The 17,843-nt window shown below is 59.3% G+C and carries 22 protein-coding genes and 1 pseudogene; 6 read left to right on the top strand and 17 right to left on the bottom strand.

What is annotated here, in order from left to right:
• Positions 1-271 precede the first annotated feature (271 nt).
• From LHFGNBLO_RS25715 to LHFGNBLO_RS25730, 4 genes are all read left to right on the top strand, one after another.
• Positions 272-1,579, top strand: a complete 1,308-nt coding sequence (locus tag LHFGNBLO_RS25715; protein ID WP_258602101.1) for a HEPN domain-containing protein — start codon at positions 272-274, stop codon at positions 1,577-1,579.
• Between the two features lie 289 nt (positions 1,580-1,868).
• A protein-coding gene (locus LHFGNBLO_RS25720) for an IS3 family transposase (RefSeq protein WP_258599977.1) occupies positions 1,869-2,998 on the top strand; the annotation gives its coding sequence in 2 pieces (ribosomal slippage) (positions 1,869-2,127 and positions 2,127-2,998; 1,131 coding nt in all).
• A gap of 152 nt (positions 2,999-3,150) precedes the next feature.
• Positions 3,151-3,612, top strand: coding sequence for a hypothetical protein (locus tag LHFGNBLO_RS25725; protein ID WP_258602102.1), 462 nt, complete (start codon positions 3,151-3,153; stop codon positions 3,610-3,612).
• A complete protein-coding gene (locus LHFGNBLO_RS25730; RefSeq protein ID WP_258602103.1) occupies positions 3,593-4,009 on the top strand; it encodes a hypothetical protein in 417 nt (138 codons plus the stop codon). The genes LHFGNBLO_RS25725 and LHFGNBLO_RS25730 overlap by 20 nt, the downstream gene beginning before the upstream one ends.
• Here LHFGNBLO_RS25730 and LHFGNBLO_RS25735 read toward each other — a convergent pair.
• Both LHFGNBLO_RS25735 and LHFGNBLO_RS25740 read right to left on the bottom strand, forming a co-directional pair.
• Positions 4,006-4,245, bottom strand: a complete 240-nt coding sequence (locus LHFGNBLO_RS25735) for a hypothetical protein (RefSeq protein ID WP_258609889.1) — start codon at positions 4,243-4,245, stop codon at positions 4,006-4,008. The two genes, LHFGNBLO_RS25730 and LHFGNBLO_RS25735, sit on opposite strands and share 4 nt — an antisense overlap.
• Positions 4,232-4,453 (bottom strand): hypothetical protein, encoded by a 222-nt coding sequence (locus LHFGNBLO_RS25740; RefSeq protein ID WP_258602104.1) that lies wholly within the window; start codon positions 4,451-4,453, stop codon positions 4,232-4,234. Before LHFGNBLO_RS25740 ends, LHFGNBLO_RS25735 begins: the two co-directional genes overlap by 14 nt.
• 404 nt (positions 4,454-4,857) lie before the next feature.
• Between LHFGNBLO_RS25740 and LHFGNBLO_RS25745 the strand changes: the two genes are divergently transcribed.
• Positions 4,858-5,289, top strand: coding sequence for a hypothetical protein (locus LHFGNBLO_RS25745; protein ID WP_258602105.1), 432 nt, complete (start codon positions 4,858-4,860; stop codon positions 5,287-5,289).
• A gap of 361 nt (positions 5,290-5,650) precedes the next feature.
• On the opposite strand, the gene LHFGNBLO_RS33705 is transcribed toward LHFGNBLO_RS25745, so the two are convergent.
• From LHFGNBLO_RS33705 to LHFGNBLO_RS25760, 5 genes and pseudogenes are all read right to left on the bottom strand, one after another.
• Positions 5,651-5,902: a helix-turn-helix domain-containing protein gene (locus tag LHFGNBLO_RS33705; RefSeq protein ID WP_413774733.1), complete on the bottom strand. Its 252-nt coding sequence runs from the start codon at positions 5,900-5,902 to the stop codon at positions 5,651-5,653.
• Between the two features lie 166 nt (positions 5,903-6,068).
• Positions 6,069-6,290: pseudogene (locus tag LHFGNBLO_RS33710) on the bottom strand (cyclic nucleotide-binding domain-containing protein); the annotation flags it as partial.
• A 101-nt stretch (positions 6,291-6,391) separates the two neighbouring features.
• Positions 6,392-6,604: a hypothetical protein gene (locus LHFGNBLO_RS25750; protein ID WP_258602106.1), complete on the bottom strand. Its 213-nt coding sequence runs from the start codon at positions 6,602-6,604 to the stop codon at positions 6,392-6,394.
• 21 nt (positions 6,605-6,625) lie between these two features.
• The gene (locus LHFGNBLO_RS25755) at positions 6,626-6,847 is read right to left on the bottom strand and encodes a hypothetical protein (RefSeq protein ID WP_258602107.1); all 222 of its coding nucleotides are present in this window, start codon (positions 6,845-6,847) and stop codon (positions 6,626-6,628) included.
• Positions 6,847-7,332 (bottom strand): DUF982 domain-containing protein, encoded by a 486-nt coding sequence (locus LHFGNBLO_RS25760; RefSeq protein ID WP_258602108.1) that lies wholly within the window; start codon positions 7,330-7,332, stop codon positions 6,847-6,849. The genes LHFGNBLO_RS25755 and LHFGNBLO_RS25760 overlap by 1 nt, the downstream gene beginning before the upstream one ends.
• 133 nt (positions 7,333-7,465) lie before the next feature.
• Here LHFGNBLO_RS25760 and LHFGNBLO_RS25765 point away from each other — a divergent pair, with 133 nt between their 5' ends.
• Entirely contained in the window at positions 7,466-7,681 is a 216-nt protein-coding gene (locus tag LHFGNBLO_RS25765; protein ID WP_258602109.1) for a hypothetical protein, read from the top strand.
• Positions 7,682-7,715: 34 nt separating this feature from the next.
• On the opposite strand, the gene LHFGNBLO_RS25770 is transcribed toward LHFGNBLO_RS25765, so the two are convergent.
• The 10 genes from LHFGNBLO_RS25770 to LHFGNBLO_RS25815 form a co-directional block, all read right to left on the bottom strand.
• Complete coding sequence (locus tag LHFGNBLO_RS25770; RefSeq protein ID WP_258602110.1) at positions 7,716-8,018, bottom strand: hypothetical protein; 303 nt, start codon at positions 8,016-8,018, stop codon at positions 7,716-7,718.
• A gap of 25 nt (positions 8,019-8,043) precedes the next feature.
• Positions 8,044-8,226, bottom strand: coding sequence for a hypothetical protein (locus LHFGNBLO_RS25775; protein ID WP_258602111.1), 183 nt, complete (start codon positions 8,224-8,226; stop codon positions 8,044-8,046).
• Positions 8,227-8,333: 107 nt separating this feature from the next.
• Positions 8,334-8,570, bottom strand: a complete 237-nt coding sequence (locus LHFGNBLO_RS25780) for a hypothetical protein (protein ID WP_258602112.1) — start codon at positions 8,568-8,570, stop codon at positions 8,334-8,336.
• Positions 8,571-9,314: 744 nt separating this feature from the next.
• A complete protein-coding gene (locus tag LHFGNBLO_RS25785) occupies positions 9,315-9,749 on the bottom strand; it encodes a hypothetical protein (RefSeq protein ID WP_258602113.1) in 435 nt (144 codons plus the stop codon).
• 169 nt (positions 9,750-9,918) lie between these two features.
• The gene (locus tag LHFGNBLO_RS25790; protein WP_258602114.1) at positions 9,919-10,236 is read right to left on the bottom strand and encodes a hypothetical protein; all 318 of its coding nucleotides are present in this window, start codon (positions 10,234-10,236) and stop codon (positions 9,919-9,921) included.
• Between the two features lie 293 nt (positions 10,237-10,529).
• Entirely contained in the window at positions 10,530-13,631 is a 3,102-nt protein-coding gene (locus LHFGNBLO_RS25795) for an efflux RND transporter permease subunit (protein WP_319944179.1), read from the bottom strand.
• On the bottom strand, positions 13,631-14,713 hold the full coding sequence (locus LHFGNBLO_RS25800) for an efflux RND transporter periplasmic adaptor subunit (protein WP_258602116.1): 1,083 nt from the start codon (positions 14,711-14,713) through the stop codon (positions 13,631-13,633). Before LHFGNBLO_RS25800 ends, LHFGNBLO_RS25795 begins: the two co-directional genes overlap by 1 nt.
• 223 nt (positions 14,714-14,936) lie before the next feature.
• On the bottom strand, positions 14,937-15,767 hold the full coding sequence (locus LHFGNBLO_RS25805) for a 3-hydroxybutyrate dehydrogenase (protein WP_258602117.1): 831 nt from the start codon (positions 15,765-15,767) through the stop codon (positions 14,937-14,939).
• Complete coding sequence (locus LHFGNBLO_RS25810; protein ID WP_258609890.1) at positions 15,751-16,536, bottom strand: acetoacetate decarboxylase; 786 nt, start codon at positions 16,534-16,536, stop codon at positions 15,751-15,753. Before LHFGNBLO_RS25810 ends, LHFGNBLO_RS25805 begins: the two co-directional genes overlap by 17 nt.
• A 112-nt stretch (positions 16,537-16,648) precedes the next feature.
• On the bottom strand, positions 16,649-17,821 hold the full coding sequence (locus tag LHFGNBLO_RS25815; RefSeq protein ID WP_258609892.1) for a patatin-like phospholipase family protein: 1,173 nt from the start codon (positions 17,819-17,821) through the stop codon (positions 16,649-16,651).
• Positions 17,822-17,843: the final 22 nt, after the last annotated feature.

Here is a 17,843-nt window from a genome sequence, read left to right on the forward strand (position 1 = left end):
CAACGAACAAGGCAAGCGTCGCGCCCGTACAGCGGTTTCTCGCACCCCCGGCCTTCACTCACTACCCGCGAAGCCTCCGCGCGCGCCCTGCCCCCGCCCCGCCTCGAACAGATAGGTTTCGAGGTGTGCCATCCCCTCAATTTCAGGGAAGACTAGCCGCGATCTGATCGCGATGCCACAGGCTCTGGACCGGCGATCGTCGAGACCTATGTGCGCCGCGCAGATCGGTATAATGATCACGCGGGAGACGGGTTCGTGTAGGAGGGCAACAATGGCTATCGAGCTTCATGAGAGCGTGCAGCGCAAATTGCGACCTGCTTTAGCCGATGGGCTCAAGGCAGTCAGGATAAACAACCGGAAGTTTATCGACTACAGTTCAACCTATCATCTTGACGACATCGACAAGATTCTACCTCAAGGGCAGGTGCAGAAATCCGTCGCTAGTATGTTGGGCGAGCCGAAGATTTCGGATTTTGCTCTCGACCATGTCAGCCGAACTCTCTTCCCAAATGAATATGACCCGGATTCGAAGGCTGTCCCGCTGCAAGAACTTTTGCCGCCTGAAACCATCAGCGGGCTGGCTAACGAGGTCGTGGACGACTTGGCGCGCCTTCCGCACAATTACATTATTTCAATATCGCTGCCGGCTACGTTCGGAGACGGCGTGAAGTCGTCCGGTTTCGAAGGTAATGCATCTGGATTACCAAACGCCCCCAGGCTCGCAAAGGTCGACAAGAACTTTCAATCTGTTTTCAAGCTTAGAAGCGAGCTTGAACCGCAGGGCTTGCTATCCCTGATGAACGGGGAACCCAGGAATTTCATCGACGATGCCATATGTCTGCAATTCTCAATGTCCGGATACGTTGACAGACACGGAACCAGCCTAACTGCGTCGCATGCTCTGGACACGATTCGAAGTTTCTTTGGAATTGGCTTGGCACTCGCCACCTTCATCCTTGAAGGCTCCTTCAGCTCTTGGTGGGCTCCGAGCCAGCGTGTGGTGGTCCACCGGATATTGGATGACGGCACTCTATACCACGATACCAATTTTGAGATATCCCGCGAAGTTTCCGACTTGATTAGCCGCATCCGCTTAATGTCGGACGGCGTAAATCCGCCTTCGGAAAAAGCCCTTAACTGGTCATTGGCTCAGATCACCAGGGTATGGGAATCCGGAAGTCGGGCTGATCAAATTCGGCGCTCAGCAAGTTGGCATTTCGATAGCTATGCTGGGTCAAACCAACTCCTATCGTTCATTCAGGCTATGACAGTTGTGGAAATCTTGGTTGGCGAGCAGGACCCTGATGAGAAAGGCATCGGGCTAACGAAGCTGCTGAGCAATCGCTGCGCATATCTATTGGGGGCAACGCGAGATGAGCGGGACGCCCTATTAAGAAGATTTTCTGAAATTTATCGTGTTCGCTCCCAGATCGTTCATGTTGGGAAAAGTCGCTTGATAGGCTCAGAAGAGCGAATGCTTTTCGAACTGAGATCCATCTGCCGACGCCTTATCTGGAAGGAGATAGAAATGCTTCGAAGCCCTAACGAGAGAATTGCCAGGGCACTGATCGGCGGCTGACATCGACATCGATGGTTATCGATAATCGTTCTTCGCTACCTGGGCCTCCCTATAAAAAAGCCCCTAAAACATTTTGAGCAGGCGGAGGTCGAGTTTTGTGATGACGAAAGGCGATCTCGCTACTCCTACGATCGAGCAGCTTGCTAAGATGGCTCCCGAGTTGAACGATTGGACATCTATGGCCGCTCGCGCATACGGCATCTAAGAGGTGGCTCGGCAAAATTGGACAGGGTGATAAGTGGAATTTCTGCCTGAGATCGGCATGAGTGCCGGAACAGGAGAATCACGAATGAGCAGACGACCACGCCGGAACCACAGCCCGGCTTTCAAGGCGAAAGTTGCGCTTGCGGCGATCAAGGGAGAAAAGACGCTGGCCGAGCTGGCGCAGCAATATGATGTGCATGCGAACCAGATCACGGATTGGAGAAAGCAGCTTCTGGACGGGGCCTCGAACGTGTTTGGCGCGGCGGAGAAATCGGAGCCGACGGTGGACATAAAGGCCCTCCATGCCAAGATCGGAGAGCTGACGCTGGCCAATGATTTTTTAGGCTCGGCGCTCGGCAAGGCCGGCTGGTCGGGGAGCGCAAGACGATGATCGACCGGGAACATGAACTGCCGATTGCCAAGCAGGCGGCCGAACTGGGGATCAGCCGCGGCAGCGTCTACTCCCTACCCAAGCCGACATCGGCGGCAGACCTGAAGCTGATGCGGCGCATCGACGAATTGCACCTGGATTACCCGTTCGCGGGCAGCCGCATGTTGCAGAAGCTTTTGAAGCGCGAAGGCTATGAGACGGGTCGCCTGCATGTGCGCACCTTGATGAAGCGCATGGGTATCGAGGCGCTCTACCGCAAGCCGCGCACTTCGAAGCCGGGCGACGGGCACAAGATCTATCCGTATTTGCTGGGCAAGCTGGCGGTGACGCGGCCCAACCAGGTCTGGGCGACGGACCTGACCTATATCCCGATGGCCCGCGGCTTCTGCTACCTGGTTGCTGTCGTCGACTGGTTCACGCGCAAGGTACTGAGCTGGCGGCTGTCGATCACCATGGATGCGGCGTTTTGCATTGAAGCCCTCGAGGAGGCGCTGGCGACATACGGCAAGCCCGAGATCTTCAACTCCGATCAGGGCAGCCAGTTCACCAGCCATGACTTCACCAAGGTCCTGCTCGACCGGGAGATCAGGATCAGCATGGATGGCAAGGGCGCCTGGCGCGACAACGTCTTCGTCGAGCGTCTCTGGCGGTCGGTGAAATATGAGGAGGTCTATCTCAAGGCCTATAACAGCGTTCGCGAAGGGCGGGCGTCGATCGGAAAATATCTCGATTTCTACAATCGGCGACGTCCGCATTCCAGCCTTGACGGCAGAGCGCCAGATGAGGCCTACTTCACCCCGCTACCGCTTCCCGAGGCGGCCTAACCAGAGGCAGTGTTCCACTTATAAATCGGGAATTCCTGTCCAAACAAACCGAGCCACCTCTCTATGCCGGCGTGAACGAAGCTCTGAAGGTCACGCGTGGCAAAAGCGCTATCGCTAAGAATCGCGCCGAGGAAGTCCGCCAAGAAATGATCATGATGACGCTGATCCGGCTCTTCGCGGTGATGGATCGGAAATCGGAAGTCTCGCTGCAATCCGCACACCGATACATCAAACTGCCGACGGCATTGGCCGAGATTGCTAGGCGTTACTCAGGCGGCCAGGATCCATTACCCAGCGCACTGGCGACATGTTCAACAGCACGGACCAAGTTCCTATCGGTTTATGGCCGAGTCGACTTCGCAGCGTTCAGAAGAATTCAGTCGTTCCGAAACGGCCAAATCGCACACATAGCCTGGCCCGATGCTGAAAAAGCCAAAGTCACCTATTCTGAGGTGGAAATGGTGGTCCGCGCATGCTGCGAGATGGCGGGTCAACTGACGCTTATGATCTCCGGCAATAACGATGAGCCCGAGGAGCATCTAAACGAGGCGCGCCACGACGCCTATGAGTTCTGGCTCGCGGCAATTGCGGCTGATGCTGAAGGGCGCCTTTGATGGGCCTTCTATGAAAGCGCCGAAGAAACTCCCCAAAACCCCCACGCTGCAGGCCGAGGCCACGCTGCGCACTATCGCCGACGGCTTGGCAGACCGGGTCGAGTATGTTCGGCGAGTGCTCGGGCAGATGACCGGGTTCGGCGGTGAGGTCCAGGTCCGTATTGGCGTCCGGAGCAACCCCAAGTACCCCGACTATATCGTCGAGATGCTCTTCTTCGAGGATGACGACCCCGATCACCCGGCCGGCTCGGCTATCATGAACATCTACAACGGCAGGACGCATCAGTACTACGACTTTGACGATGATGGCTTGGACGCTTCGAGAAACTGGTCGACGGTCGGAATGACTTTCTCAGAGGTCCAAGCCCTAATAGGGGAACTCCGTTACACTGCTTAGGTTCCGGCGGGCGGGTCGTCCACCGCCGCCTCATCGACCTCCGCTTCCATCTGGTCGCTGACGGGCTTGGCCTTGCTCGCACCGGCCACGGGCACGCCATCGAAGCCCTGCAGCCAGGCGTCGGCAAGTTCCTGCCAATATTCGGGGACGGCGCGTTCGTTGCCATCCTTGCGCGCCTGGGCGCCATACATCCAGGCATAGCCAACCCGCTCTTGATCTTTCTTAGCCACTGCCATCATCGACCTCGCGAAAATCCTGCAGCGAAGCGTGCCGCAAATCCTCCTCACCGCGCAAGTGTTTAACCCGTCCGATCAGCCCTGGCTTGACCCATTGGGTCGCCGGCCGCTTCGAGCCCTTCGGCGCCGGCGCGGCGTGGGCCTGCACTCGCTTCCATAACCGTTCCCGGATGGAACGGTTTGCGGTGATAAAGGCCGCGATCGACAATCCTGCTCGCCGTCGAGCCGGACCTGGGGCTGCATAGTTTTATGCGACACCACAGACAGGCGCTTCGCAGCGTGAAACCGTTCCATGCCGGGAACGGTTTTCAGTCTGGTCACCAGCCGCGACCTCGAGCACATTTCGCTGCGCCATTTGGACCTACCGGTCAATTTGACCGGTAGTGATCCGACTACCGGTCAAATTGCTCGCGCCTACCGGTCAAGGCGACACCCAGATAACTCATTATTTCACGCGTTCTGTGCATAATCCTTTATTATCAATTGATTTTTATGCCGATTAGCCCTCTATGTCAGTGCAAAGTCAGCATCCGCGCAATCATAACTTGGACGCTGAGAGCGCCTCGCGCGCGCCTGTGAGTGTCGCGAAATGTCGTGAAATTGGAGAATGTGATGGCGAAGAGAGGCCGGCGACCGAAGCTCACAATCGCGAGAGCAAAACAAGCCCTCGAGCAGGCCGGCGGTATCCGAACGATCGCCGCCGAAAAACTGGCCGTTCATCGCTCCACCTTGCATACGTTCCTGGTAAGGCATCCTGCCCTGCAGGCATTCGCAGACGAGGTCGAAGAGGTCTTGAAGGACGTCGCTGAGACCCGGATCATCCAGGCGATCCGCGCTGGCGAGATGAGCACGGTCCGCTGGTATGCCGAGATGAAGATGAAGGATCGCGGCTATGTGCGCCGCGTCGAGCAAACCGGCGCCGGCGGAGGGCCGGTGGAACACACCCAGAAGATGGACCTGTCCGTGTTGACCGACGAGGAGCTCGAAATCCTCCTCAGGGCGGCCGAGCGGCGGGAAGCCAAAGCCAATCTGAAAGCGGCTTAGAGCCGAGTAAATTCCCGAAGGAAGGACGAGGCGCGCCCGCGAGAACAGCGCGCGTCAATCATCACCATCGGGGACAACCCCACCGTTCCCTGGAGGCTTTCGGACGCCGGCCCCGGCGCCAGGGACCACGAATCGCCGGCATCCGACACCCTGCACAGATCGCGTCGTACGGCGCTCGCAACTGAACTATCGCAAAGGGATGAAATGTTGCCATTCGTCTCGTGAAGGGAACGAGCAAGTAGCGCCAGCAGCCGACGCTCAGCACCAAGGTCCTGAACGTCTCCTATTGGCCGATAGCGGACGGTCCGGTTCTGGAACGAACTAGCCAAAAAGGTGCCATTCCGCTGGTGCTCAACTTCGGTTATTGTCTCCCCGGAGCATGCCATGGAGATGCCTGAGCACGTGGGAGATGCACTATCGAACGATCAAAGGCGATCTCGCCAAGAGCAATAGACTCTAACGCGGCGCGATTGAGGATCGTCAGCGAGCCGTGGTCGTATTGGGTCAGATGCCGCCGTTCCCATTCTCTCAGGCAACGATTCACCTTCGCTCGAGAAGCCGGGACCATTGCCGCGAGGTCGGTCTGGCGAAATGTGGATGCTCCGAGCTCTATCCACGGTAGCCATGCTGTGCGGCCTCTCTGTCAATCGCAAGAGCGTGCTCGCCAATCGAGTGGATAGGGCACTGGCCGCACTGTGGATCACTCGCTCTTGCGCGTCATGCGTTGCTTCGCACAAATACGGGATCACCTTTAGTGCGAGATCGGGGTGTTTGTCGAAGACCCTAGCCATGAAAGCTACTTCGATTTGCATCAAGTCGCTGTCCACAACTGAAGCAGCGTTCAAGTTACTGCGTCGCGTGACGAACAATCTAGTCAGGTCGAAAGTGTCACCCGGACCGAGATCGGAGAAGATGAATTCTCGACCGTCCGAAAGTGGAGCGCTAAGCCGAATTTTTCCTTGAATTATGTAGTAAATATAACTTGGCAGAGCCGTCACCACTTGGACTCGAGCAGAGATTGAACGTCCAGCCCTTTGCCATTAAGCTCATATAAGGCCGGCGCCCCGTCGTCCGCCAAGACCTCGTAGACGCTGCAGCGGCTCTAGTCGCCAGGCCGTTTGAGAACGCCGAAATCGACGGAACGTGCGCCTGGATCTGCATTGTAGCTCTTCGCCGTGAGACCGCGTTGAAGCAGGGCCCGCACCGCCGCAGCACGGTTCGGCAGTCTTTTCTTAAATCGCCAGCCATCCAAGACAGCGAGTTCCTCGGCATTGAGCATGATCTGCAGACGATATGTTCGCTTGGGGGTAACCATTTTGTCAGCTCACTCACTGCCTCAATCCACCACGCCGGCATCGTGATGAACGATGGCGTCCAGGATCGTCTCATAGACGCTGCCAGTATCTTCCTCGATCTCGGTGCTGTTGATCCCGAGCGCCTTGGCGTCGGCGAACAGCTTTTGTGCCAGTTCGGCCACCGAGAGGACGTCGGCGCCGCCGGTGTTGGCGACATTGCTGGAAATCCACTTGTGAAGAAAGTCGGTGCCGCGCGTGCTCATCACTGCCGCGCCTTCAATTTTCTGGCCTCTCGCAGCAATGATGCTCGATCCGTGCCAATCACATTGATCAGTTCACGAGCCTGCGCCTCGGTGATGCCGGTTTCCCGCGCAAGGAAGCGGACGAGAAAATCCGCTTGCTCCTCCCTATCCCCGCGGTCGCGTCGTTTCTCATCGCCGATGTAGGACGACTTGGGCTGCTCGAGTGAGCGGGGCAATGGAGCGTCGTCCTGTACCGAAACAGCTTTCACATTCAGGCCAGCCTCCTTGGCAGCCGTCAGAAAGGCTCGCCGAGCATTCCCAACGTCCTCGGCTGTAGTCAGGGGGCCCGTGCAAGCCTGCAGTGCTGCCCGGTAACTTGGCCCGTGCGATTCCGGCCAGCGCTCCATCATGAAGATCGCAGCCTCGGACACGCTGCTCAAAGTACGAAATATGCCCACCGCTTCCGTCTCAACGATAATTGGAACTGCGAAAAAAGGGTCGTGCATGGATACCCCCTGGGCAATGCGAGAACCGAACGGGGGAGCACTGTTTTCGTTCCGGTCGACGCGAGAAAAGCAGATCGGATCGTGCGTCAACAGGCGTGTAGACGGTTCGCCGGCCGATCGATAAGCATAACGAATGAACAGCAAACGGCTAGATCACAAACTCGACTGCAAGGCCTGCGGGACAATCCGGATGGATATCCCAGAAAACGCCGAAGAGCACACCGCTATTCATTGCAGCAGTTGCGGCGCCTACATGGGCGAGTGGGGCGAGCTTCAGGACGACTTTCAGAAGCAAGCGGGACGCACGGAAGCCTTCGACTTGAACCACGGCAATATCACTAGAAAATAGCGCCTACCTGAGGTGGCATAGAACCGCGTCGGGTTTAAACGAGTTCGAAGCAAAAATCGCAAATCAGGTCGGCTACCTTGACCGCTTCAAAATCAGTCATGTGCGCGGCCGTCTCAACAGCGACAGTTTCCATGTCGTCCTGATCAACGGCCAAGAGATCGAGTATCTTCGCAAACTTGAACTTCAGCTCACGGTCGCCATCAAACTCATCGATGGTAACGTGTAGAATGCTTTCATTCGCTTCGATCAATCGCGCTTGAATACTGTCTGATGAAGCTGCAAGCGCCCTAATTGCCACGAAGAAATGCCCCCGCGCATTGGAATATTTTTCGCCCATAGTGATACTGCTCGCTCATGGTGATTTAGGATTTGGTGGCGCGACTATCTGGGTTTTTGAGATAGCGGGCTTCCCTGAGGATCGAAGCGCGATCGACCCCGACTAACGATACGATTTCGCGTATCTCATCGTCGGTGGCGCCTGTTTCCTGTGCCAGCGTTCGAACGGTTTCGGCTGAAAGGCCGGGCGGCTTCTTTCCTTCGTTCATCGTCCTAGTGCCTCAGGTTGGGGCAAGAGTGCGATGGTCGCTCACAAGCATCAGCGCCCAGGGGTTGTAAGCTGACGACCCCACATCTCTACGCTATAATGCAGCCTCTAGCGATACAAAACGAATTTATTTGTGCGATCAGCTTTCGACGCGAAATTCCTGCAGCGAGGCATGGCGAAGGTCTTCCTCGCCGCGAAGGTGCTTCTTGCTCGGCGCCCGTCAGCCCGCCAAAGCCTTGGTCGTGGTAATGAAACGATAGCGTCGAGAATGTCTTCATAGACGCTGCCGTTATCTTCGCTGATTTCGGCGCCGCTGATCCCCCGCTTTTCGGTCGCTTTCGCCATAGAGATTGTATCGGGATTCCGGCCATGGTCGGCACGTTGTCGCTAAGCCACTGTTGCAAAAACTCTGTTCCGCGGGTGCTCATGGCCCCATAGGCGCAAAAGTGGCACTTTGTTCCGGAACAAGAGGGTCGCCGACGAGTTGCCTAGCTGGAGGCCGTCAATGCCGACTTATATAACGACGAGATTTGCGACGACCATCTTGTGGGATCCCACGTCGCTACTGGCGATAGCCCAGAGGCCGCCCTTCAAAAGATCACGGGAAGGAAGGTCTCAACACGAGCGTTGGAAGAACACTGGTTTAGAGTCGTGGACGAAGGCAAACGGTCCGTGTCAGAATCTAGCTACGAGCACAGGGTAACTCGAGCTCGCTAATTTTCCGATTAGTTCATCGATCTTCGCCCAACAAATCAACTAGAAGCGCTGTCGCAGTGCCTGAAGGCGTCGCGGATCCTTCTCGGTGTCAGCCACGGTCTCCTGCACACCGCAGCCAGAAGCTATTGCCGACGCTCGGCGCCAACAATAAGCGTCCTGTGTGGGCCGGAAACGGATTGGCAGCTTCGAGGCTCGGATTATCAGAAGCGGACATTCAGGCTCCTTGGGAGCATGGACCTGATCTGACCCGAGCGGACTTCATTCTGCCCCTGAACAGGCTTCCCATCCCCGCAAATATTGGACGGCGATCTGGCTTCTTCTGGTACTGGCGCGGCGCTGATGAACTTGATCAGCGAGCAAGTCTTCCCGGAGTTAGCGCACGGACGTTAGCTCCGCTCGGCAGGCCTCTGCAAACGCGCGCAGAATGTCATGGGCGGCGACGCGCGAGTTCCGGGCCTCCAAGGCGGACGAAGTCGTCTCGTATGTCGTAACGACGTGTTCCAGCACTGCCTCGGCAGCCCCGATGGTGCCTGGCATCGCAAATAGGCGAAGCTTGCTAATGGCGGTGTACATCGGGACCAGCTTGGCCGGGTCATCCAGGCGTTCCTGGACCAGTCCGTCAGCATAGGCCCTCGATGCTTGGTCGATGAACTCGCCGAACAGCCGCTCGCGACGCGAGGCCTCCTGCTCGAGCCGTTGCATACGATTCTGACGATGCTGGGTGAGCCAGCTCGTGGCGACGGATGACAAAGCGCCAATGGCGGAACCGGCCAGTGCGGAGACCGCGGTGATGGTTGCTGGCTCCATAGTTATGCGAACCTTTTTGAACTTTCCGGTCGGGCGCCGGCCTGTTGGAGGAGTTGATCCTTGCCGAGTCGAAGCTCTCCCTTGCGGTCGCGGAAAAGGAGGTGAGGTCGGCTGCTCCGCTTCCCGGCCTCATAGCTCGTGGTCTCGTTCAAATTTGTCATGGTGCTCATCAGGCCAGCGTGAAACTTCGAAGAAACTGCTCGCCACCAAGCACGATGAAGGACAAAACGGTCATCAGCAGGCCGCGGTGGAAGCGCGTCTGCTTGATGGTCCGGACACGCGAGGTCTTCAGCAATTCGGTGGCCAGCACCGAGGTCCAATCGGACTTCAACGCCTGATGGACCAGGGCACGGACATCAGCGAAGGAGCCGGGGTCGACATAGTAGACCGGCGCGACGGCGGAAGCCCCGGACACCTTGCCATTGAATTCCTTTTCCGCGCGCATCCGGCTCGGATAAAGCACGTGGCCGAACTGCATGATCGGCAATGATCACGATCCCCCAAACGACCGCATAAAACAGCGGCCCGATTGGCGCATGGATCGGCAAGAGATCGCCGAACCGCAGCACTAGGTTGAGGGCGAGGATGTAGCCCACGCCGACGATCTGGGCCCTCGTGTCATAGGAGCGCGCCGCCGATTGCGCTTCCTGCAGCGCTGAGAGCAGCATCTTGTCGACATACTCGCGGGCGGTCTCACCTGGTCCGGCGTACATCGTGGCATCCGATCCGAAGTAGCGGTGAAGGAGAGAGGACGACGTTTCCGGCATGCCGATCCCCTTCTCAGTGCTGAAGTGCGAGAATGGGCGCAGCAATCGCATCCGGCTCGGGCGATGCCGTCGGCTCGTCCTTCTCCCGGATATGATTGACGGCGACATAGAGGGCCGGGAGGAAGACCAGGGTCAGCACCGTGGCCACGGCGAGCCCGCCGACAATGGCGTAGGCCATCGGCCCCCAGAACACATCGTGCATGATGGGGATCATGCCAAGGATGGCTGCAGCCGCGGTCAGCATGATCGGCCGGAACCTGTGCGTGGTCGCGTCGATCACCGCCTGCCACGCATCGATGCCGCGCGCCCGCTCATGCTCGATTTGATCGACGAGGATAACGGAGTTGCGGATGATCATGCCTGCAAGTGCGATGATCCCGAGGATAGCGATGAAACCCATCGGCGTGCTCGTGGTCAGCAGCGCAATCGCGACCCCGATGAGGCCGAGCGGCGCCACGCTGATCACCATCGCCATCCGGCGGAAGCTGCCTAGCTGCACGATGAGTACGGTAAGCATCAGCGTGATCATCAGCGGAAATTGGGCCAGTAGCGCGGCGTTGCTTTGGCCGCTCTTCTCGACCGTGCCGCCGGTTTCCAGCAGAGTGCCCGCCGGCAGCGACTTCGTGTACTCTTGGATCGTGCCTGCGAGTCGCTCGTGAATAGAAGCGGGCTGCAGCCCCGGCAGCGGCTCAGCTTGGACTGTGATGGTGGGTAGGCGATCGCGACGCCAGACATAGCCGTCGTCGAGATCATACTGGAACTCGGCAAGCTCGCGCAGGGGTACCGAGGCGCCTGTCGGAGTGGGGATTTGAAGATTGCGTAAGGCCTCAACGGTGGAGCGCTCGCTGCTCTCGGCCCGGGCCACGACATCGACCAGATAGATCGAGTCGCGAAGCTGGGTGACCGTCGAGCCGCTGATCACCCGGTCAAGCGCCTGCGCGAGCTGTTCCGAGCTTAGGCCGGCCTGACGCACGCGATCCTGATCGACCACGATGCGCAGCTCCTTGCTCTTCTCGGCCCAATCGTAGTTGACGTTGTGCACGAGGCCGGATGACCGAAGAATCTTTGCGAGCTCCTCCGCGCGGTCCCTTGCCTCATCGGTCGTCGGCGCGCTCACGCGGTATTGCACCGGCCAGCCGACGGGCGGGCCAAGCTCCAGGCGCGAGATGCGGGCCCTCACGTCCGGGAAGCTGTCGGCAAACAGCGACTCGAGCCTCGCCTGGACGCGGTCTCGCGCCTCGAGGTCTTTCGCGACGACCACGGTCTCCGCCAAGAAGGCGTTGTCGAGCTGGACGTCGAGCGGCAGGTAGAAGCGGATGGCGCCGCCGCCCACATAGGAAGAGAAGGCGGCGATGTCCGGGTCGCTGGCAAGCGACTCTTCCAGCCGCTTCGTTTCGGTCTCGGTCGCCGCGATCGAGGCATTTTTCGGCAGCGTCATCGTTACCACAAGCTCGGGCCGGTTCGACGCGGGGAAGAATTGCTGCTGCACGAAACCCATGCCGTAGAGGGAGGCACTGAAGGCAGCAAGCGAGGCGGCGATGGTGAGCCAGCGGTGCCGCATGCTGAAACCGAGCAAGCCAATGAAAGCGCGCATGAAGCGGCCAGGCCCATGAGTGCCATGCGCCTTCATGCGGGAAGGCAACAAGGAAAGGCCGATTACCGGCGCGAAGATCACGGCCACGAACCAGGAGGCCACGAGCGCAACCGCGATGACCGCAAACAGCGAAAACGTATACTGTCCGGTGTTGTTGTCGGCGAATCCTATTGGCAGGAAGCCGAGGATGGTGATCAGAGTTCCCGATAACATGGGGAAGGCGGTAGAAGTATAGGCGAAGGTAGCCGCCTTGATTTTTTCCATGCCTTCCTCGATCTTCGAGATCATCATTTCGATGGTGATCATCGCATCATCCACCAGTAGGCCGAGCGAGATGATGAGCGCGCCAAGCGAGATGCGTTGCAAGCTGATGCCCATCGCTTCCATGGCGATAAAGACGATGGCAAGCACCAGTGGGATCGACAGGGCAACCACGAGCCCTGCCCTGAAGCCGAGGCTGAGAAAGCTGACAGCGAGCACGATGACGATCGCCTCGAACAGCGCCTTGGTGAATTCACCGATGGCTTCGCGCACGACCTCGGGCTGGTCCGAAACCAGGTTGAGCTTGATGCCGACGGGAAAGCGCTGCATCAGTCGCTCGGCCGCCTCGTGCAGGCCTTCACCAAAGTCGAGGTTATTGCCGCCCTCGCGCATGTTCACGCCGATGCCGATGGCCGGCTTGCCGTTGACGCGGAACATCTTCGTGGGCGGGTCGCTGTAACCGCGCTGAACCTTGGCGATGTCAGTGAGTTTGTAGAAGCGCCCATCGATCCAGAGGTTGAGGTTGGCAACACTCTCGGGCGTCAGGAGCGAGCCCGTAACGTCGACAAGCATGTTCTCGTGCGGCGTGTTGATGACGCCGGAGGGCACAACGGCGTTCTGGCGGGCGATCGCCGTCAGCACTTCGTCGAGGTTGAGCTTGAGATTGGCGAGCTTCTGGGGTGAGAAGCTGAGATAGATCTTCTCGTCCTGGTCGCCAAAAATCTCGACCTTGCCGACATCGGACGAACGCAGGAACTCGGTCCGCGCCGTCTCGGCGAAATCGCGGGCCTCTCGCGGCGCGAAGCCGTCGTAGGTGATCCCGTAGATGACGCCGAAGACGTCGCCAAACTCGTCGTTGAAGAAGGGGCCGATCACGCCAGGGGGAAGCGTCGCCTGAACGTCGCTGACCTTCTTGCGGACCTGGTACCAGATGTCGTCGAGCTCGCCCTTTGGCGTCGACTCCTTGAGGTAGACGAAAATCGTTGCCTGGCCGGGTTTGGTGTAGCTCTTGAGGTAATCCAGCTTGGGAGTTTCTTCGAGCTTCTTCTCCAGCCTGTCGGTCACCTGCGTGAGCATATCGGCCGCGGTGGCCCCGGGCCAGACCGCCTGGACCACCATGGTTTGCACGGTGAAGTCCGGATCCTCCTGCCGACCGAGTCGCTCATAGGCGCTGATGCCACCGATGACGCAGACGAGCATGAGGAATACGACGATGGCCCGGTTGTGGACGGCCCATTCTGAAAGATTAAAGCGTGTCATCACTCCACCTCCGTCTCAGCGTTGACCAACTCACCGTCTGCTAGCGAATTGACGCCGGCGGTCACGACCTTCTCTCCTGCCGAAAGCCCGTGGCTGACCACGACGGAGTCCGTATCGAATTGAAGCAGCTGGACGTTCCGGCGCTGAACCTTGCCGTCACCGCCAATCACCCAGACCTGCGGCTCGTCTCCGGACTGCAGCAGTGCGGTCGGGGGTAGCGTGGTGACCTCCTGGCCTCCTTCGCTTTCGACGCGGCCTACGACGACTGCCCCCAGCCGCATCTCTGGTGGCGGCGAAGCCAGCGCCACCTTCACCTGATAAGTGCCGGTCGTGCTATCGGCCTCGGGGGAAATCTCGCGGATCGTGCCGGTGACTGCGATATCGGGCCGGCCCTGGATCGAAACGTTCACCGCCATGCCGAGCTTTGCCCCGGTGATGTCTGCGCCGGCGACAGCGAACACCGCCTCGCGCGCGTCATTTCGGGAGACTTCGACAACCATCTGGCCCGCGACGACGACCTGACCGGGGTCCGCCGCCGTTGCCGTCACGATGCCGTCGTCGGGTGCAAGCAGCTGCGTGTAGCCGAGCTGGTTTTGAGCGATGCGGAGATTGGCTTCGGCCGCCTGGACCGCGGCTTGTGCGCTCTGCAGCGACTTCAGCGCCTCGTCGTACTGGGAACGGGTGGAAAAGCCCTTGCCGAGCAGAATGCGGAAGCGTTCCTCCTGGGCCACGACCTGGACGAGCGTGGCCTTGGCCGCCGTGAGGTCGGCCTCCGCGGCGGTCACCTTGTTGCGGTAATCGACGGCACTGAGCTCAGCGAGCTTCTGACCTTTCTTAACGATGGCGCCTATGTCGACATCGCGCGAGATGACTCGGCCGCCGACGTCGAAGCCGACGTCGCTGACATAACGCGACTGGACGCGACCGGCGCCCTCCGCCACCGTGGCGAGCTTGTGAGGCGTCACCACCACTGCCCGCGCCTGCCGCGGTGCTGCTGATGCTGTATTCTCTTCTTCGGAACAGCCAGCAAGACAAAGGCCGGCGACACAGACACAAAGGAATTTGCCGTACGATAGGCGCATGAAAGCCTCCGCTCGAAAGGATCGAGGTTGCAGGGAATGATTGATGAAGAAACTCCGGCTTAGCGGCCGAGGTTCGATTTCATTTTGCACTTATATGTCAAATCGACCATATAGTCAATATGAGAATCATACAATTGTGCTATGCAAAAAGGTAAGACGAGTAGCGGAGATCGATCCTAGATAAGGACGGAGGCGCGCGATGAGACGCGCGTCTCCGAACCCGCTACTGCATGAACCATCCGTGGCTGACCACCATCGACTGGCCGGTCAGCGCGTTCGATGGGAATGCCGCCAGGAACAGCGCTGCTTCCGCAACGTCCTGGACGGTCGTGAACTCGCCGTCGACCGTCTCCTTCAGCATCATGGTCTTGACCACGTCCGCCTCGGAGAGTCCCAGCTCGCGCGCCTGTTCGGGGATCTGCTTCTCGACGAGCGGCGTCAGCACAAACCCGGGGCATATCACGTTGGCGCGCACGCCGTGCGCGGCCCCCTCCTTCGCCACGACCTTCGCCAGGCCAACGAGGCCGTGCTTGGCGGTGACGTAAGGAGCCTTGAGCGGCGACGCCTCCTTGGAATGCACGGATCCCATATAGATGATGCAGCCGCTGTTCTGGCTGTACATCTGCCGCAATGCTGCACGGGTCGTCAGGAAGGCCCCATCGAGGTGGATGGAAAGCAGCTTCCGCCATTTCGCGAATTCGAACTCCACGATCGGCGCCACGATCTGGACGCCGGCGTTGCTGACCAGGATGTCGAGGCGCCCGAAGGTTTCGATCGCCTGCGCCATTCCGCTTTCCACCTGCTCCTCGCTGCTGACATCCATGCCAACCCCGAGCGAGCGTTTACCCATCGGATCGATCTCGGACGCGGCTTTTTGCGCAGCGTTCTGATCAAGATCAGCGATGACCACCTTTGCGCCCTCGCGGGCGAAGCTAATCGCAATCTCTTTGCCGATGCCGCTCGCGGCTCCGGTGATCACCGCCACCTTGTCGAGAAGCCGGCCACCGCCGCTACCGACCCGCTGGTTCGACAAGACTTCACTTTGCAAATTCATGGATTCTTCCTTTCTGATGGTGAGGCTCGGCTTCCGCGAGATAGTCATGCACGACCTTCCCGAGCGCCAGCGTGAGGTCGGCGACGATGTGTACGGCCGAGACAATTTCCAGAACCGGCAGCTCGGCAACCGGGGCCAGGGCGTGGGACCAGAGGTTCAGAGCTGCCGGGCCGGTCCAGGCGCCCTGCAGATTGATTTCCTCCAAGCGGTATTCCACGAGTTCGCAGATGCGCGGCGTGCCGTCGACATGCGGGATGATTTTGAGGAGGAAGTTCGGTTCGGCGAGCGAGGCCTTCACGCTCGCGAGGTCGGCGGCTCGGTGCTTGTAGCCCATCGTACCGGTCGCAACGCGGACCGGGCCGTAGTCGAGCGTGCCCACCAGGGTGTCCGTCTCCGTTCGGAGCGTCGGACTTGCGAGCTTCTTGGGAAAGCCCCAAAGCTCACGTCCGCCGGCAATCGGCGGGTGGTCGTTGAGAAACATGCAGTGGGTGTAGCTGCCCTTGCGTCCGCGAAACGAGACTGGGATGACTTGTCCGCTTTCCGTGTAGTCGCCGAAGCCCGTCGAGTCCGGCATGCGAATGAACTCGAATTTCACGAGCGGCTCGCGTACCTGAAGTGGCTCCGGCACCAGGTCGCGCAGCTTCTGCGGATCGGTCCGATATGTGATGATCAGATACTCCCGGTTTCGGAAGCGATATGGCCCGACCGGATAGGCCGGGCTGGTCAGGGGCATGGCGAAAGCTCTCGCCCGGACGGTGTCTTGGTGCATGTCTGAAATTCCTTTGGGCTGGCTGGATCGAGCGGTTCGTTTGCGTTCAGGAGAAGCCAGGTCGCCTTCGCGACCGGCAGGGGACGTCAGTCGTCTTTGCGGTGGCTGACCTCTATTCCCGCCCGTCGATGGCAAGGTCATAGGTGCTGACCCCGTCCAGATTGTCAGGCCGACTCAGTGCCTCAGGATGGCGCAATGTGCGAACGGCATCGAAGTAACCGGCCCGCCAATGCTCCTCCATCGACAAGCGCGAGAACTCGTAGTCCTTCGAGTGGTCTTCATACTGTTTTGCGCGGTAGATGAGGTGCACGAGCTTGTAGACCTTGTGGTCTGCAATCCCGCCCAGCATTCTTGCCTCTTCGCTGGCGAGCAAGTCGGCCGGCAGCTTCGAAAGCAGGCTGGCGAGAGCGTGCCGGGCGCGCTGGTACTGCTTGAACTGGTCGGTATGGGCGCGCGTGCGGCTCGAATACTGGATGTCTTTTTGCCGCGCCGCGACGTCGGCCAGGTTGCGGGGAATCTCACCGCGCGCGCTCCACAGGTCGACCTGGAAGGCAATCGTGTCTTGCCGCGTCCCGTGCTCGACGACCCACTGCAGCGGCGTGTTGGAAACGAGGCCGCCGTCCCAGTAGAGCTCGCCCTCGATCTCGACCGCAGGGAAGCCAGGCGGAAGCGAGCCGCTGGCCATCACGTGCTCGGGCCGGATCGTATGCGTCTTATTGTCGAAGTAGACGAGATTTCCTGTCCGCACGTTCACCGCGCCGACACTGAAACGCATGCCGCCCGCGTTGATCCGGTCGAAGTCCACAAGCCGCTCCAGAGTGCTCTTCAGGCGGCTGGTGTCGTAGAAGCTTGTACCTTGGAGCGAGCCATCCGAGTGCAGCCAAGGCGCGGGCTGCCGCAGGCTGAAGAAGCCTGGGGCGCCGGCGACGAGCGCGCAGGCTGCACTGAATTGATTGAAGAGCGCGCGCGGCAGATTGCCCTTCGGAGCAAGAGCGTCTGCGGCGGCAGTCCAGTCGAGAAGCGGATTGGCAGTGATCTCGCGCCAGAAGGTCCGCAGCTTCGCAACCCGTTCGGCCGGCTCGTTTCCAGCGATGATCGCGGAGTTGATGGCACCAATGGAGACGCCGGCAACCCAATCTGGATGAATGTCGGCTTCCGCAAGGGCTTCGTAGACGCCAGCCTGGTAGACTCCAAGTGCCCCGCCGCCTTGCAGCACCAACGCAATGCATTCGAAAGGGAGACGCCGTTCCGCCGTTCGGAAATCCTTCTGGGACTGAAAGTTCATCGAATGCTTTCCTTCTAACCGA

This window comes from Mesorhizobium sp. AR10 (assembly GCF_024746795.1).
Lineage (GTDB): Bacteria > Pseudomonadota > Alphaproteobacteria > Rhizobiales > Rhizobiaceae > Mesorhizobium.

Excerpts from the sequence above, each read along its gene's own strand:
- LHFGNBLO_RS25735 (WP_258609889.1), bottom strand. The coding sequence starts at position 4,245 with ATGGCAGTGGCTAAGAAAGATCAAGAGCGGGTTGGCTATGCCTGGATG.
- LHFGNBLO_RS25760 (WP_258602108.1), bottom strand. The coding sequence starts at position 7,332 with ATGCACGACCCTTTTTTCGCAGTTCCAATTATCGTTGAGACGGAAGCG.
- LHFGNBLO_RS25730 (WP_258602103.1), top strand. The coding sequence starts at position 3,593 with ATGCTGAAGGGCGCCTTTGATGGGCCTTCTATGAAAGCGCCGAAGAAA.
- LHFGNBLO_RS25795 (WP_319944179.1), bottom strand. The coding sequence starts at position 13,631 with ATGACACGCTTTAATCTTTCAGAATGGGCCGTCCACAACCGGGCCATC.
- LHFGNBLO_RS25755 (WP_258602107.1), bottom strand. The coding sequence starts at position 6,847 with ATGAGCACGCGCGGCACCGACTTTCTTCACAAGTGGATTTCCAGCAAT.
- LHFGNBLO_RS25725 (WP_258602102.1), top strand. The coding sequence starts at position 3,151 with ATGATGACGCTGATCCGGCTCTTCGCGGTGATGGATCGGAAATCGGAA.
- LHFGNBLO_RS25715 (WP_258602101.1), top strand. The coding sequence starts at position 272 with ATGGCTATCGAGCTTCATGAGAGCGTGCAGCGCAAATTGCGACCTGCT.
- LHFGNBLO_RS25785 (WP_258602113.1), bottom strand. The coding sequence starts at position 9,749 with ATGGAGCCAGCAACCATCACCGCGGTCTCCGCACTGGCCGGTTCCGCC.
- LHFGNBLO_RS25770 (WP_258602110.1), bottom strand. The coding sequence starts at position 8,018 with ATGGGCGAAAAATATTCCAATGCGCGGGGGCATTTCTTCGTGGCAATT.
- LHFGNBLO_RS25815 (WP_258609892.1), bottom strand. The coding sequence starts at position 17,821 with ATGAACTTTCAGTCCCAGAAGGATTTCCGAACGGCGGAACGGCGTCTC.
- LHFGNBLO_RS25775 (WP_258602111.1), bottom strand. The coding sequence starts at position 8,226 with ATGAACGAAGGAAAGAAGCCGCCCGGCCTTTCAGCCGAAACCGTTCGA.
- LHFGNBLO_RS25765 (WP_258602109.1), top strand. The coding sequence starts at position 7,466 with ATGAACAGCAAACGGCTAGATCACAAACTCGACTGCAAGGCCTGCGGG.
- LHFGNBLO_RS25800 (WP_258602116.1), bottom strand. The coding sequence starts at position 14,713 with ATGCGCCTATCGTACGGCAAATTCCTTTGTGTCTGTGTCGCCGGCCTT.
- LHFGNBLO_RS25780 (WP_258602112.1), bottom strand. The coding sequence starts at position 8,570 with ATGGCGAAAGCGACCGAAAAGCGGGGGATCAGCGGCGCCGAAATCAGC.
- LHFGNBLO_RS25810 (WP_258609890.1), bottom strand. The coding sequence starts at position 16,536 with ATGCACCAAGACACCGTCCGGGCGAGAGCTTTCGCCATGCCCCTGACC.
- LHFGNBLO_RS25745 (WP_258602105.1), top strand. The coding sequence starts at position 4,858 with ATGGCGAAGAGAGGCCGGCGACCGAAGCTCACAATCGCGAGAGCAAAA.
- LHFGNBLO_RS25750 (WP_258602106.1), bottom strand. The coding sequence starts at position 6,604 with ATGGTTACCCCCAAGCGAACATATCGTCTGCAGATCATGCTCAATGCC.
- LHFGNBLO_RS25805 (WP_258602117.1), bottom strand. The coding sequence starts at position 15,767 with ATGAATTTGCAAAGTGAAGTCTTGTCGAACCAGCGGGTCGGTAGCGGC.